This is a genomic window from Bradyrhizobium oropedii (assembly GCF_020889685.1).
Lineage (GTDB): Bacteria > Pseudomonadota > Alphaproteobacteria > Rhizobiales > Xanthobacteraceae > Bradyrhizobium > Bradyrhizobium oropedii.
In genome coordinates, this window is the sequence record NZ_JACMYO010000086.1 from 20,715 (window position 1) to 34,042 (window position 13,328).

Below are 13,328 nucleotides of genomic sequence, written 5' to 3' on the forward strand. Positions count from 1 at the left end.
TTGCCGGCGTCAACGAGCCGCGCCGCAGATCGTCCGCACATGCATGCAACGCGGTTGACCGCGAAGGCCGACATTGGCCATCATGACGGCCATGAAGCGCATCCTCTTTCTTTGCACCGGCAACTACTACCGAAGTCGGTACGCAGAAGAACTCTTCAATCATCTCGCACGAACCGAACAGCTGGCGTGGCGCGCATCCTCGAGAGGCGCGGCCGAACGTGGATCGCCCGACAATGTCGGGCCGATGTCGGTCTTTACCGACAATCGTCTCCGCGCAGGCGGCATCGTTCCCGAGGGCGTAACGCGCTACCCGCAACCCTGTTCATTGGCTGACTTCGACGGTGCGAATCTGGTGATCGCGCTGAAGGAGGCCGAGCATCGTCCGCTGATCGAGCGGCGGTTCCCCGAGGTCGCCAACAGGGTGACGTATTGGCACGTGGACGATATCGACGTGGCCCATCCTTCGGTCGCGCTGGCGATGCTCGACGATCGCGTCCGCGAGCTGGTTTCATCCCTCAGGTAGTCGGTTCCCGCTTCAGGAATATCTCCAGCGCATACTCCGCCGGGCGCGCGAGCCTGCCGCGGATACGTTCCAGTTCGTCGATGTCGACGATCTCAAGGCGGCCCTCGGTCACCTTCAATTGGTCGGTGGGCACGTCTCGCGCCAGGAACACCTCGCCGTGCAGCGTGCCGCTTGGCGTCAAATGATCCGCCCCAGAATACCGGCCGATCAGCTCAAAGCGCTCGGGCGGCAAATAGTAGCCGATCTCCTCATGGATTTCGCGCACGACGCACTCCAGGAAGGACTCGGTCCCCTCGCGCCGGCCGCCAAACAGGCTGACCTTTCCGGGATCGGAAACATGCGGCAGATCATCGCGCAGCTGCATGAGCAAACGACCGTCGGTGCTGATGAGCAGCGCAGATGTTCCCTCTCTCATGCGGCCGCTCATCCGTGATCTCGCTTCCTCGGGAAGGCCTAGATCCATATCATCTCGCGGTCATGATCCTGCTCGGCCCAAGCTGGAAAGTCTCGGGAACACTGTCAAGATAACAGGAGCGAACATGGCCAAATTCGACGATCGTTGGTAGAAATATGCGGTGGTTGATTTGGGTGCGTCTCTTGGACCTGGACTATCGCTCAACCCACGGGGCATCATTGAGCCAGAGGCATCGCTAGATGGCTGATTACGTTCTCGAAGGCTTCAAATGGGGCTCCAGCGCACTCGGCACCGCCTCGGGTGAGATCGATTGGAGTTTTGCGACAGCCAACCTCACGGGCCAATTCATTCAGTTCGACAGCTTCCTGACCGGAATGTTCCAGACCGAGATCAGGGAGGCATTCGACAGATGGGAATCGGCAGCCAATATCGACTTCCATGAGGTCACTGACGCCGCCGCAAATCAAATTCGTCTCGGGCTCAGCCACATCGATGGCCCGAACAACATTGTGGGCCAGGAACAGAGCTCGTATTTTGCCGGCTCGGAGATTGCTTCCGACATCACGTTCGACATGGATGAGGGCTGGCACCTCGTCAATGGTCAGCTTGTCAGCAACGGTGGCGTCTCGTTCTACGACGTCGCGCTCCACGAGATCGGACATAGCCTCGGACTGGATCACTACAATGTTAGTCCGGCGATCATGAATGCTGTCGTCAATCCAGCGGTCACGGATCTCACTCAATCCGACATCGACGGTGTGCGAGCTCTCTACGGGGTGCTGCCGGGAATCGCCGTTTCGACGGCTGGCCAGCTCGCCGACGGACGCCTGGATTTCCTGCAATATAACGCGTCCGGACATCTCACGGGTTCGGCCCTGACGCAGCAATCGTTCTGGAAGGTCGTCGGCAACGTCGATTTTGCCTCAAACGGCAATCCGGCCGTCATTACCCAGTCCAATGGACAGATCGACTTGCTCAACTTCAGCGCGGGTCAACTGTCGAGCTCGCTGCTGATGACGGGGAGCTATTGGGACGTCAAGGGCGCCGGTTTGTTCAGCGGGGCTGCGAATGCCGAATTCGTCAGTCAGTCGTCGAACGGGCAGATTGACTTCCTGGGGTTCAGCAGCGCGGGCAAGCTCACCACGAGTGCGCTGACGAGCCAGGCGTTCTGGAATGTCGTCGGGGTCGCGGACGTCAACGGAGACGGGCATGCCGACGTCGTGACGCAATCTTCGTCGGGCGCGATCGATCTGCTCTACTTCGACAATTTCAAGTTTGTCGCAAGTGCCCTGCTACCGGGCAACTACGACCCCATTCTCGATGTCGCTGACATGAAGAACGGCTCAGCCACCATCCTGACCGAGAGCGCATCCGGAATAGTGACCGAGCTGGTATTCGACGGCAGCCACGTCACGAGTACGCATTTGCTGGATGCCACCGGCCTTGCGCTGGTTCATGCGGCAGGTGCGGCCGGCCATTTCTTCGCTTGAGAGATCGCGAGGTAGCTTGAGGGGAGGCGCGGGCCTTGCGCGCGCGTCAATGACGTTCAGCCGAAAGCGAACGCCAGCAGGCTGGAGCACAGCAGCACGAGGCTTGCCGCGGTCAGGGTTAGAAACCCGTCGGAGACCAAATCGTGATTACGCATGATACACCTGCTTTCAACCGATGCTCATCCGAATTGATTAAAGCTTTCCGAACTTCACTCCTGGAAAGAGGTGACGCGTCTTTCCGCCTTTCAACGGACCGTCAGGCCCGGTACCGATAGCCTTCCACGGCATGCGCCAAGAAGATCGCCGCACTCACCAGGCCCATCACCGCTGTAACCGTCTCGATCATCGCAAACTTCCTTTGCGCCCCACGCGGAAGAGAAAACGATTGCAGCCTTGCACAGTCAAAAAGATTCAATTGTTGGAATCCAAGATGCCCCCCGACTGATGATTTGCTGCAACAGTGTGTCTGATCGCGGGACAGGCGAGGGCGTTTCGCCGGCGCGAGGGTCCGTAGAACGACGGAGGAGGCGCAACAGACCATTCACCAAGACGCCACCGCCCAACGGCTCTCCCCATTTCCGCCGTGTTCCGGTTGCGATATCTTCACCATCCGGTGCGGAGGTGGGCCGCACGGTGACAGAATCGATCCCGACGCCTCGAAGTAGGCGCGGGTCCGGCAGAATGGTACTTGGGGCAGATGGGGATTAGACGGCCAGATTCGATGATCCGGACGGCGCGCGGCGCCGTTGCGGTGGCGACGTGCCTCGTCCTCGCCAACTGCGCCAACTCAAACCTCGCCAGCCGGGTCGATCCCAAATACGGCGTATCGTCGAGCCCACGCGTCGTGGCGCTGGGCGACCCCGTACCGAAGGGCGGCGGTACCTACCGCATCGGCAAACCCTACGTCGTCGCCGGCCGCACCTATGTGCCGGAGGAGAACGAGAATTACCGCGCCGAGGGCATGGCGTCCTGGTATGGCGACGATTTTCACGGCCGCTTGACCGCCAATGGCGAGGTGTTCGACATGGGCTCACTCACGGCGGCCCATCCGACCCTGCCGATGCCGAGCTACGCGCGCGTCACCAATCTGAGCAACGGCAAATCGCTCGTCGTCCGCGTCAATGACCGCGGTCCGTACCACGGCAATCGCCTCATAGACGTCTCGAACAAAGCTGCCGAACTACTTGATTTTAAAGGAAATGGCGTCGCCCGTGTCCGTGTCGAATATGTCGGCCGGGCACCGCTGGAAGGGTCCGACGACCGTCAGCTGATGGCGACCTTGCGCACCGGCACGCCGGCACCGTCACCGTCGATGGTGCGGGTCGCCTCGGCACGGCCGTTCATCCCAGAGGTATCGTCCTCATCGGGCCGGGTCCGCGGCGACGTCCCGCTGCCTGAGGGGCGGCCGTACAGCCTCGGCAACACCCATGCCGACTACGCATCGGCTAACGCGACTTCCGAAATGTCGGCCTCGAGCCGGTCGCACCGCCGCGTCGCGAACAATCAGCGCGAAGTGTCCTACGAGGGCGACCCGCGCTACGCCGCAACCCCGAGCCCGGCGGCAGCTTACGTGCCGATCGACGCGCGTGGCCCCGCCGAAGTGCTGAGCGGGCGAGGCCTCTACTGAATCAGGCACTTCGTCTGATTATTTCAGAAACGCGATCAGCGCCGCGTTGACCTCCTCGGGGCGCTCCTGCTGGATCCAGTGACCGGCGCCCTCGATGATCAGCTTCTGCCGCAGGTTCGGCAGCACGCGTTCCATGTCCGCGACCCGCTTGACGCCGATCAGGCCGGTAATCACCGAATCGTTCGAGCCGGCGACGAACAGCGAGGGCTGACGGATCTGCGCGTCCTGCCATGGCGCCGTCAGCTCCCAATTGCGATCGAGGTTGCGGTACCAGTTCAAGCCACCCCGGAAACCGGACTGCCGGTAGCCCTCGGCGAATTCGGCGATGTCGGCTTCGGTGATCCAGGTCGGCAGCGGCATCCCGGTCGGCAACTTGCCGAGAAAGCCCTTGGTCTCGTCAACGAACATCGAGTTCGGATCGGAGACGCCGCGGCCCAGCACCAGCCGCATGGTGTGGGCGATGTCTCGCTCGAACTCCGCCTCGGCGATACCGGGCGGCTGGAAGTACTGCCAATAGAAATTGGTGATGCCGCTCTCGCGCAGGGTCTCGAGCGGACGCCCGCGGCCGCGGAACGGTGGCGGCACGCTGAGGCCGGCGACCTTGGTGAAGATATCAGGTCGGAACAGGGCTGCATGCCAGGCGACCGGCGCGCCCCAATCATGACCGACGATCATCGCCTGCGTCTCGCCGAGCGCAGCCACCAGCGCGACCATGTCGCCGACAGTATCGAAGATCGTGTAGGCGCCGACGTCAGCCGGTGCGCCGGTCCGGCCGAAGCCGCGCATATCTGGGGCTACGACCCGAAAGCCTGCCGCGGCCAGCGCGGCGATCTGGTGCCGCCATGAGTAGGACAGTTCCGGCCAGCCGTGACAGAGCACGACCAATGGTCCTTGGCCGGCCTCGCGCACGAACATGTCGATGCCGTTGGCTGAGATGGTGCGGGAGGATGACATTCGCGTTTCCGCCTTGTTTGCCGGTTCTGCTGTCGTTAGCTGGTTCCGACGATACGGACGTTCAACGCAGGCGGCAATCCAGCCGGCCGTGCACAAGCGCAGAAACCTCAGTTGTTTGCGATACTTCCAGCTGTTAGAACGCAGTCTTTCAGGACATCGCCGATGGCAGCCCCGACCGCAGTTCCCCGCACGTTGTCAGCTCGCGCCGGGCGCGGCCTGATCGCGGCCGCCGTCGCGCTTGCGATCGGCTGCGGCGGGGTGGTCTACGCCGCCAACAACAGCGTTCAGGGCGCCAAGAAGGAAGAGGGCGGGTTCGACGGCGATGCGCCGACCGCGATCCTGGTCGAGGCCAGTAGCGGCAGCGTGCTGTTCGAGAAGAACGCCGACGAGCTGCGCGCCCCCTCCAGCATGATGAAGCTGATGACGGCCGAGGTGGTGTTCGACGCCATCAAGAAGGGCGACATCAAGCTCACTGACGAGTACCGGATCAGCGAGAACGCCTGGCGGCGCGGCGGGGCACCGTCCGGCACCTCGACGATGTTCGCGGCGATCAACAGCAAGGTCTCGGTCGACGACCTCCTGCACGGTGCGATCATCCCGAGCGGCAACGACGCCTGCATCGCGCTCGCCGAAGGCATTGCCGGCAACGAGCATACGTTCGCGACCGACTTCATGACCAAGCGCGCCCGCGAGCTCGGCATGACGAAGTCGACCTTCGGCAATTCCAACGGGCTGCCGGACCCCACCAACAAGATGACGGTGCGGGAACTCGCAGTGCTGGCGCGCCACATCATCCTGGCCTATCCCGACAGGTACAAGCTGTTCGGCGAGAAGGAATTCACCTGGAACAAGATCCGTCAGCAGAACCGCAATCCGCTGCTGAACGCCTTGCCCGGCGCCGACGGCCTGAAGACCGGCTACACCAAGGAAGGCGGCTACGGCATGGTCGGCTCGGCCGTGCAGAACGACACGCGGCTGATCGTCGTGGTCAACGGCCTCGAGGATTCCGAGGACCGCGCGACTGAAGCCAAGAAGATGCTGGAATGGGGATTCCGCAGCTTCGAGACCCGGATCCTGATCGCAGCCAACCAGCCCGTCGGCTACGCCCGGGTGTTCGGTGGCGAGAGCCGATCGGTCAAGCTCGTGAGTCCCGATCCGATCAAGGTGATGGTGTCGAAGAACGGCAACGACAAGCTGCTGGCGCGCGTCATCTATAGCGGCCCGGTCAAGGCGCCGATCAGCGCCGGCCAGCAGATCGGCGTGGTGCGGGTGTGGCGCGGCGCCAATGTCGCGATGGAGGCTCCGGTCTTCGCCGCCGACGCTGTCGGCACGGGATCGACGATGCGCCGTGCGCTCGACGGCGCCCAGGAGTTGGTCATCGGAATGTTCCGCGCAGGAGTCGAGAAGCTCTGACATGGCGGAAGCAGCAGTCCAACGGCCGAGCTTGCGCGGGCGCTTCATCACCTTTGAGGGCGGCGAAGGATCGGGGAAATCGACCCATATCCGCAAGCTCGCCGAACGGCTCGATGTCGCCAAGCTGCGCGTGATCGTGACCCGTGAGCCCGGTGGTTCGCCGGGGGCGGAGATCATCCGTCACCTCGTGCTGTCGGGGATGGGCAAGCTGCTGGGGCCGGAGGCCGAGACGCTGTTGTTCGCCGCCGCGCGCGATGACCATGTCCGCACTGTGATCCAACCGGCGCTCAACCAGGGCATCTGGGTGCTGTGCGATCGCTTCTTCGATTCCACGCGCGCCTATCAGGGCCAGCTCGGGCAGGTGCCGCCGGCGCTCGTCAATGCCATGCAGCGCGTGACCATCGGCGATCTCAAGCCCGATTTGACCTTCATCCTCGACGTGCCGGTCGAGGTCGGCCTGCAACGCGCCGCCGCGCGCCGCGGCAACGCCACGGCCGATCGCTTCGAGGCCGAGGGCATCAAGTTCCATCAGGATTTGCGTGACGCGTATCGCCGGATCGCGGCGGAAGACCCGGAGCGCTGCGTGCTGATCGACGCCACGGCCGACCCCGACACGGTCGCGGCCAGGATATGGTCCGCACTGCGCGAACATCTGCGCGCAACGCTCGCGGCGGACACTCCCGCATGAGCCCGCGCAAGGTCGAACAGGAGAGCCCCGCTCGCCACCCGCGCGAAACGCCCGATCTGTTCGGGCATCGCGAGGCGGAGGCCACCTTGCTCGATGCCTATCGCAGCGGGCGGATTCCGCACGCCTGGCTGATCGGCGGCGCGCAGGGCATCGGCAAGGCGACGCTGGCCTACCGCATGGCGCGGTTCGTGCTCGCGTTCCGCAATCCGAAATCGTCTCAGGTTCAGGCGGCGCCGACGTTGCGGGTCGATCCGTCCGATCCGGTGGCCCGTCAGATCACGGCGGGCGCCCATGGCGGGCTGCTGGTGCTGGAGCGCGGCCTCAACGATCGCGGCGTGATGCGCACCGTGATCACGGTCGACGAGACCCGCGAGACGATCTCGTTCTTCGGCTCGACCGCAGCGGTCGACGGCTGGCGCGTCTGCATTGTCGACACGGTCGATGAGCTCAATCCCAATGCCGCGAACGCGCTGCTGAAAATCCTCGAGGAGCCGCCGCAGCAGTCGCTGTTCCTGCTGGTCAGCCACGCGCCGTCACGGGTGCTGCCGACCATCCTGTCCCGTTGTCGCAAACTGCTGCTGCGACCGCTGGAGACGGGCGACGTGGTGCGCGCAGCCGCGGCCGCAACCGATATCGACGCTGAAGATCCGGCGCTCCTGGAAGCCGCGGCAGCCTCCGAAGGCAGCGTCTGGCGGGCATTGTCGCTGCTCGGTGGCGACGCGCTGAAGCTACAGCAGCGCACGGCCGCGCTGCTCGCGACGTTGCCGAACGTCGATCCGCGCGAGCTGCATGCGCTGGGCGACGCGCTCGGCACCAGCGACCGCGTCGCGCTCGCCGCCTTCATCGACGGCATCGATCGCTGGATGAGCGAGCGCATGCGCACCGGCGATGCCAATGCCAATCTGCCGCGCCTTGCACGGCTGGCGGAGGTATGGGAAAAGATCGTCCGCGCCGCGCGCGATACCGAAGCCTACAATCTGGAGCGCAAGCCGCTGGTTTTCTCGGTGTTTTCGATGCTCGCGGACGCGACCCGATAGACGCCAAGTCTGAAAACACCTCTGCTTGACAACACTCCCGACAATCTCGTTTCGATCTGCAAAGGATTCCGTGGTGGCGACCGCTAAGAAGAAATTGTCGAAGAAAGCGAAGAAGACGAAGAAGGCATCGCCCGCTCGCGCGACCCGGAAGGCCGCGGCGAAGTCGCGCACGGCCAAGAAGGGCGGGCGCGTCACCAAGACGGTGAAGAAGGCCGTCAAGGCCAAGACTGGAGCCAAGAAGTCGGGAGCCAAGAAGTCGGCAGCGAAGAAAGCTGCCAAAAAGACCGTGAAGAAGGCTACGAAGAAGACGGCCAAGAAAACGGTCAAGAAAACGGTCAAGAAAGCTGCTGCGAAGGCCACCAAGGCTGCGCCGAGGAAGGCAGCCGCAGCGGCCGTCGCACCGGTTGCAAAGAAGCCCGCTCTGCCGAAGGCTCCGGCTGCCGAGAAGGCGCCGAGACCGGCAGCGGTTCGCGCGCCGAAGCCGCCCAGGCCCGCAGCTGCGGCTCCTGTATCTGCGCCCGTCAGGGCCGCCGCCGCAGACCGCGGCAACGTCTACTACATCACGACCGCGATCGCCTATCCGAACGGCCAGCCGCATATCGGTCACGCCTATGAGGCGATCGCGACCGATGCGTTGGCGCGCTTCCAGCGGCTCGACGGCAAGGATGTGTTCTTCCTGACCGGCACCGACGAGCACGGCCAGAAGATGATCCAGACCGCGCAGGGCGAGGGGATGACGCCGCACGAACTCGCCACCCGCAACGCCGCGCGGTTCAAGGAGATGGACGAGCGGCTCAACGTCTCGTTCGACCGTTTCATCCGCACCTCGGAGCCCGCGCACCACAAGTCGGTGCAGGAAATCTGGCGCCGCATGCAGGACAATGGCGATATCTACATCGACGCCTATGCCGGCTGGTACTCGGTGCGCGACGAGGCCTATTACGCCGAGGATGAGACCACAGTCGGCGACGACAACGTCCGCCGCGGCCCGCAGGGCACGCCGGTCGAGTGGGTCGAGGAGAAGAGCTATTTCTTCAAGCTCTCGGCCTATCAGGACAAGCTCCTGCATCTCTACGAGAGCCAGCCCGATTTCATCGGCCCGGACTCGCGGCGCAACGAGGTGATGAGCTTCGTGCGGGGCGGGCTGAAAGACCTCTCGATCTCGCGCACCACGTTCGACTGGGGCGTCAAGGTGCCCGATGATCCAGAGCACGTGATGTATGTCTGGGTCGACGCGCTGACCAACTACATCACCGGTGTCGGTTATCCCGACGAAAACGACGCGCGCTGGCGCTACTGGCCGGCCGACGTGCACATCATCGGCAAGGACATCATCCGCTTTCACGCGGTGTACTGGCCGGCCTTCCTGATGTCGGCCGGCATCCCCTTGCAGAGGCGGGTCTATGCCCACGGCTTCCTGTTCAACAGGGGCGAGAAGATGTCGAAGTCGGTCGGCAACGTGGTCGATCCCTTCAATCTGGCCAACCAGTATGGCGTCGACCAGGTGCGCTACTTCTTCCTGCGCGAGGTGCCGTTCGGGCAGGACGGCAACTACAACCACGAGGCCATCGTCGCGCGCATCAATGCCGACCTCGCCAATGATTTCGGTAATCTGGCGCAGCGCTCGCTGTCGATGATCGCCAAGCAACTTGGCGGCGTGCTGCCGGAGCCCGGCGAGTTCAGCGACAACGACAAGGCGATCCTGGCGCAGGCCGACGCCATGCTCGAGACGTCGCGGACCGCGATGGCCACGCAGCAGATCCATCAATGGCTCAACACGGTTTGGGCCGTCGTCGCCGAAGCCAACCGTTATTTCGCGGGCGAGGCGCCGTGGGCCTTGGCCAAGACCGATCCGGCGCGCCAGAAGACGGTGCTCTATGTCACCGCCGAAGTCGTGCGGCAGATCGCGATCATGGCGCAGGCCGTGATGCCCGAGTCCTGTGGCAAGATGCTCGACAGCCTCGGCATATCAGCGGATGCCCGCAACTTCACGGCGATCGCGGAGCGGATCAAGCCGGGCACGGTTCTGCCGGCGCCGGTTGGCGTGTTTCCACGTTACGTGGAACCGAAGACCGAATGAGCGGTTCGAAATTCATGCTGGTCGACAGTCACTGCCATCTGGATTTTCCTGACTTCGCCGACGAGCTCGACGGGATCGTCGGACGCGCCGAAGCGGCCGGTATCGGCCGCATGGTCACGATCTCGACCCGCGTAAGGCGACTCGGCGGCCTGCTTGCGATCACGGAGCGCTTTCCGGACGTCTATTGTTCGGTCGGCACCCATCCGCATCATGCCGACGAAGAGGACGGCATCACGGCCAGCGAATTGATCGAGCTGACCAGGCATCCGAAGGTCGTGGCGCTCGGCGAGGCCGGGCTCGACTACTTCTATGAGCATGGTTCGCGCGAAGCGCAGGAGCGCGGCTTTCGCGCGCACATCGCGGCTGCCCGCGAAACCGGCTTGCCGCTCGTCATCCATACCAGGGAGGCCGACGAGGATTGCGGCCGCATCCTGGAGGACGAGGTCGCGAAGGGCCCGTTCAAGGCGGTCCTGCACTGCTACACCGGCGGACGCGAGCTCGCGATGAAGGCAATCGCGCTCGGGCTGTCGATCTCGTTCACGGGCATCCTGACTTTCAAGAAGTCCGAAGCGCTGCGCGCGTTGGCCGCCGAGCTGCCGGCCGACCGCATCATGGTCGAGACCGATGCGCCGTATCTTGCGCCCGGCAAATTCCGCGGCAAGCGCAACGAGCCGTCCTACGTCGTCGAGGTCGCCAAGGTGCTCGCCGAAACCCGCGGCGTCTCGCTGGAGGAGATCTCGCGGCAGACCACCGAAAACTTCTTCCGGCTGTTCTCCAAGGTGCCGGCGCCGAAGGTTGCTGCATGACGCTGACACTGACCATCCTGGGCTGCGGCTCATCCGCCGGCGTGCCGCGCCCGGCGCTCGGCTGGGGCGCCTGCGATCCGAACAATCCCAAAAACCGTCGCCGCCGCTGCTCGATCATGGCCGAGCGCACCATGGAGCACGGCACCACGCGGGTCGTGATCGATACGGCGCCCGACCTGCGTGAGCAGCTGATCGACGGCAATGTCGAGCATATCGACGCGGTGTTCCTGACCCATGAGCATGCCGATCAGACTCACGGGATCGACGATCTGCGTTCCGTCGTGCTGCACCAGCGCCGTCGCATCCCGGTCTACTTCAACCAGTCGACCGCCAAGGACATCATGGCGCGGTTCTCCTATTGCTTCATTTCGCCGGAGGGCAGCGACTATCCGCCGATCCTGACCCGGCATTCGATCGAGGCGGGCGAGAGCCACACCGTCACAGGGAAGGGCGGTCCGCTGAAGCTCGAGGCCTTCCTGGTGCTGCATGGCCGGATTCCCGCGCTCGGCTACCGCATCGGCGACGCCGCCTACACGCCCGATCTGCACGACATTCCCAAGGAGAGTTGGCCGGCGCTTGAGGGCCTCGATCTCTGGATCGTCGACGGCTTGCGCTATGCGCCGCATCCCAGCCATTTCAGCGTCGCCGATGCGCTGTCATGGATCGAACGCTTCAAGCCGAAGCGTGCGGTCATCACCAACATGCACTCCGACCTCGACTACGAGGTGCTGCGGCAGAGCCTGCCGGCCGGCGTGATCCCGGCCTATGACGGCATGCGGCTGACGCTCGATCGGGTAGGCTGAAGCTTAAATCGTGCGGAGCTAGTCGAACCCACGCGTCTACCAGGCGCGCGCGGTTCCACGCGCCAAGATGATGGCCAGACATCGCAGTCGGGCATTGACCTTTTGCGCATTGTCGATATCGTTATGATCATAACAATATCGGGAGGCCTCAATGGCGGAAGCTGTGGCAGCGCAGGATTACACCGACCGCACGCGATATGACGCGCTGATGGACGTCGTGAAGAACCGGCTGACGACCCGGGCATTCGACTCCAGCTATGCGATGCCGTTGGAGCATTACGACATGATCCTGGAGGCGGCGCGCCACGCGCCGTCGGGCGCCAATGCGCAGCCCTGGCATTTCATTGCCGTCACCGATCAGGACCTCAAGAACCGGATCACCGAGTATTTCCGCGAGGAGCAGGTCGCGCGCGCCCGGCTCAAGATGAAGTTTCCGACACCCGATTATCGCGGCCTCGCGTCGGCCCCCGGCTTCATCGTCGTCGCCAGCGACTTCCGTTGGGTCAAGGCCTTTCCCGTGCTCAATGACCGCTCCGAGCTCGACAAGATGTACAAGCAGAATGCCGAGCGTATCCTGTTGCAGAGCGTCGCGGCGGCGACGATGTCGGCGCATCTTGCGGCGGCTGCGCTGGGCTATAACGTCTGGTGGGTGACCGCAATCGGGCAGGAGAAGGCCCAGCAGGCGATGAAGCCGCTGCTCGGCATCCCCGAGGAATTGTCCGTGCTCGACATCATGTGCTTCGGTCCGCCGGCGAAAACGCCGTACAAGCGCTGGAAGAAGAGCCTCGCCGACATCAGCAACTGTAACAGGTTCGACGCCTCGCACTTCATGACGGAAGCCCAGATCGACGAATGGGTTTCGACCACGCGCCACAAGGTGATGTACCGCGATGCCGAGAACGTCGACTAAGGCGCCGGCGCCAGCCGGGCGCCTCGCGTCGGACTACAGGCTGGAGGACCAGGTCGGGTTCCTGCTGCGGCGGGCCTATCAGCGCGCCTCGTCCAACCTGGTCGACCGGATCGGGTCCTACGACCTGACGGCCCCGCAATATGCCACGCTGGCCCGGCTCTACGAGCGCGGGGCGCTGTCGCAGAACCTGCTCGGCCGGCTGGTGGCGATGGAGCCCGCCAACATCCGCGACGTCGTGCTGCGGCTGAAGAAGCGGCGGCTGGTTGCGACCCGGCGCGACCCGACCGACAAGCGGCTGATCCTGATCGACCTGACCGCGGCCGGCACAGCCCTGGTCGAGCAGTTGATCCCGATCGAGATCGCATGCACCGCGACGACGCTGGCGCCGCTCAAGGCGAACGAGAGGAAGCAGCTCTATGATCTGCTCGGCCGTCTGGCCGATGGCTGAGCCGGCGCCACATACTCGCTGTCGTCCCTGCCTAGTGCGCAATTGCGCACGGGAGCAGGGACCCATAACCACAGGGCATCGTGGTTGAAGTAGGCTGTCGCTCCAGCGTTGCAACACAATCGGCATTCGTGGTT

At 63.9% G+C, this 13,328-nt stretch carries 13 protein-coding genes; 11 read left to right on the forward strand and 2 right to left on the reverse strand.

Annotated elements, in window-relative coordinates:
* Nucleotides 1–82 precede the first annotated feature (82 nt).
* Nucleotides 83–523, forward strand: coding sequence for an arsenate-mycothiol transferase ArsC (locus H8A95_RS23345; RefSeq protein ID WP_229185222.1), 441 nt, complete (start codon nucleotides 83–85; stop codon nucleotides 521–523).
* On the opposite strand, the gene H8A95_RS23350 is transcribed toward H8A95_RS23345, so the two are convergent.
* Complete coding sequence (locus H8A95_RS23350) at nucleotides 516–950, reverse strand: NUDIX domain-containing protein (RefSeq protein ID WP_229185211.1); 435 nt, start codon at nucleotides 948–950, stop codon at nucleotides 516–518. The genes H8A95_RS23345 and H8A95_RS23350 overlap by 8 nt on opposite strands.
* A 227-nt stretch (nucleotides 951–1,177) precedes the next feature.
* On the opposite strand from H8A95_RS23350, the gene H8A95_RS23355 reads away from it, so the two are divergent.
* Nucleotides 1,178–2,428: a matrixin family metalloprotease gene (locus H8A95_RS23355; RefSeq protein WP_229185212.1), complete on the forward strand. Its 1,251-nt coding sequence runs from the start codon at nucleotides 1,178–1,180 to the stop codon at nucleotides 2,426–2,428.
* 697 nt (nucleotides 2,429–3,125) lie between these two features.
* Nucleotides 3,126–4,055, forward strand: a complete 930-nt coding sequence (locus H8A95_RS23360; RefSeq protein ID WP_420839442.1) for a septal ring lytic transglycosylase RlpA family protein — start codon at nucleotides 3,126–3,128, stop codon at nucleotides 4,053–4,055.
* Nucleotides 4,056–4,073: 18 nt separating this feature from the next.
* Here H8A95_RS23360 and H8A95_RS23365 read toward each other — a convergent pair whose 3' ends face one another.
* Nucleotides 4,074–5,009, reverse strand: a complete 936-nt coding sequence (locus tag H8A95_RS23365; protein ID WP_229185214.1) for an alpha/beta fold hydrolase — start codon at nucleotides 5,007–5,009, stop codon at nucleotides 4,074–4,076.
* A 162-nt stretch (nucleotides 5,010–5,171) separates the two neighbouring features.
* On the opposite strand from H8A95_RS23365, the gene H8A95_RS23370 reads away from it, so the two are divergent.
* The 8 genes from H8A95_RS23370 to H8A95_RS23405 all read left to right on the forward strand — a co-directional run bounded on the left by H8A95_RS23370 (nucleotide 5,172) and on the right by H8A95_RS23405 (nucleotide 13,194).
* A complete protein-coding gene (locus H8A95_RS23370; RefSeq protein WP_229185215.1) occupies nucleotides 5,172–6,422 on the forward strand; it encodes a D-alanyl-D-alanine carboxypeptidase family protein in 1,251 nt (416 codons plus the stop codon).
* Nucleotide 6,423: 1 nt separating this feature from the next.
* Nucleotides 6,424–7,110 (forward strand): dTMP kinase, encoded by a 687-nt coding sequence (gene tmk / locus H8A95_RS23375; RefSeq protein ID WP_229185216.1) that lies wholly within the window; start codon nucleotides 6,424–6,426, stop codon nucleotides 7,108–7,110.
* Nucleotides 7,107–8,147: a DNA polymerase III subunit delta' gene (locus H8A95_RS23380; protein WP_229185217.1), complete on the forward strand. Its 1,041-nt coding sequence runs from the start codon at nucleotides 7,107–7,109 to the stop codon at nucleotides 8,145–8,147. The genes tmk and H8A95_RS23380 overlap by 4 nt, the downstream gene beginning before the upstream one ends.
* A 73-nt stretch (nucleotides 8,148–8,220) precedes the next feature.
* Entirely contained in the window at nucleotides 8,221–10,227 is a 2,007-nt protein-coding gene (metG, locus tag H8A95_RS23385; RefSeq protein ID WP_229185218.1) for a methionine--tRNA ligase, read from the forward strand.
* A 14-nt stretch (nucleotides 10,228–10,241) separates the two neighbouring features.
* Complete coding sequence (locus tag H8A95_RS23390; protein ID WP_229185223.1) at nucleotides 10,242–11,033, forward strand: TatD family hydrolase; 792 nt, start codon at nucleotides 10,242–10,244, stop codon at nucleotides 11,031–11,033.
* Nucleotides 11,030–11,836: an MBL fold metallo-hydrolase gene (locus H8A95_RS23395; RefSeq protein WP_229185219.1), complete on the forward strand. Its 807-nt coding sequence runs from the start codon at nucleotides 11,030–11,032 to the stop codon at nucleotides 11,834–11,836. The genes H8A95_RS23390 and H8A95_RS23395 overlap by 4 nt, the downstream gene beginning before the upstream one ends.
* 151 nt (nucleotides 11,837–11,987) lie before the next feature.
* Complete coding sequence (locus tag H8A95_RS23400; RefSeq protein WP_229185220.1) at nucleotides 11,988–12,746, forward strand: nitroreductase family protein; 759 nt, start codon at nucleotides 11,988–11,990, stop codon at nucleotides 12,744–12,746.
* Entirely contained in the window at nucleotides 12,727–13,194 is a 468-nt protein-coding gene (locus H8A95_RS23405) for a MarR family winged helix-turn-helix transcriptional regulator (protein ID WP_229185221.1), read from the forward strand. The genes H8A95_RS23400 and H8A95_RS23405 overlap by 20 nt, the downstream gene beginning before the upstream one ends.
* Nucleotides 13,195–13,328 lie beyond the last annotated feature (134 nt).

What these genes read in the sequence shown, in the direction of transcription:
- H8A95_RS23345 (WP_229185222.1), top strand. Translation starts at nt 83, where the DNA reads ATGACGGCCATGAAGCGCATCCTCTTTCTTTGCACCGGCAACTACTAC.
- H8A95_RS23350 (WP_229185211.1), bottom strand. Translation starts at nt 950, where the DNA reads ATGAGCGGCCGCATGAGAGAGGGAACATCTGCGCTGCTCATCAGCACC.
- H8A95_RS23355 (WP_229185212.1), top strand. Translation starts at nt 1,178, where the DNA reads ATGGCTGATTACGTTCTCGAAGGCTTCAAATGGGGCTCCAGCGCACTC.
- H8A95_RS23360 (WP_420839442.1), top strand. Translation starts at nt 3,126, where the DNA reads ATGGGGATTAGACGGCCAGATTCGATGATCCGGACGGCGCGCGGCGCC.
- H8A95_RS23365 (WP_229185214.1), bottom strand. Translation starts at nt 5,009, where the DNA reads ATGTCATCCTCCCGCACCATCTCAGCCAACGGCATCGACATGTTCGTG.
- H8A95_RS23370 (WP_229185215.1), top strand. Translation starts at nt 5,172, where the DNA reads ATGGCAGCCCCGACCGCAGTTCCCCGCACGTTGTCAGCTCGCGCCGGG.
- tmk (WP_229185216.1), top strand. Translation starts at nt 6,424, where the DNA reads ATGGCGGAAGCAGCAGTCCAACGGCCGAGCTTGCGCGGGCGCTTCATC.
- H8A95_RS23380 (WP_229185217.1), top strand. Translation starts at nt 7,107, where the DNA reads ATGAGCCCGCGCAAGGTCGAACAGGAGAGCCCCGCTCGCCACCCGCGC.
- H8A95_RS23390 (WP_229185223.1), top strand. Translation starts at nt 10,242, where the DNA reads ATGCTGGTCGACAGTCACTGCCATCTGGATTTTCCTGACTTCGCCGAC.
- H8A95_RS23395 (WP_229185219.1), top strand. Translation starts at nt 11,030, where the DNA reads ATGACGCTGACACTGACCATCCTGGGCTGCGGCTCATCCGCCGGCGTG.
- H8A95_RS23400 (WP_229185220.1), top strand. Translation starts at nt 11,988, where the DNA reads ATGGCGGAAGCTGTGGCAGCGCAGGATTACACCGACCGCACGCGATAT.
- H8A95_RS23405 (WP_229185221.1), top strand. Translation starts at nt 12,727, where the DNA reads ATGCCGAGAACGTCGACTAAGGCGCCGGCGCCAGCCGGGCGCCTCGCG.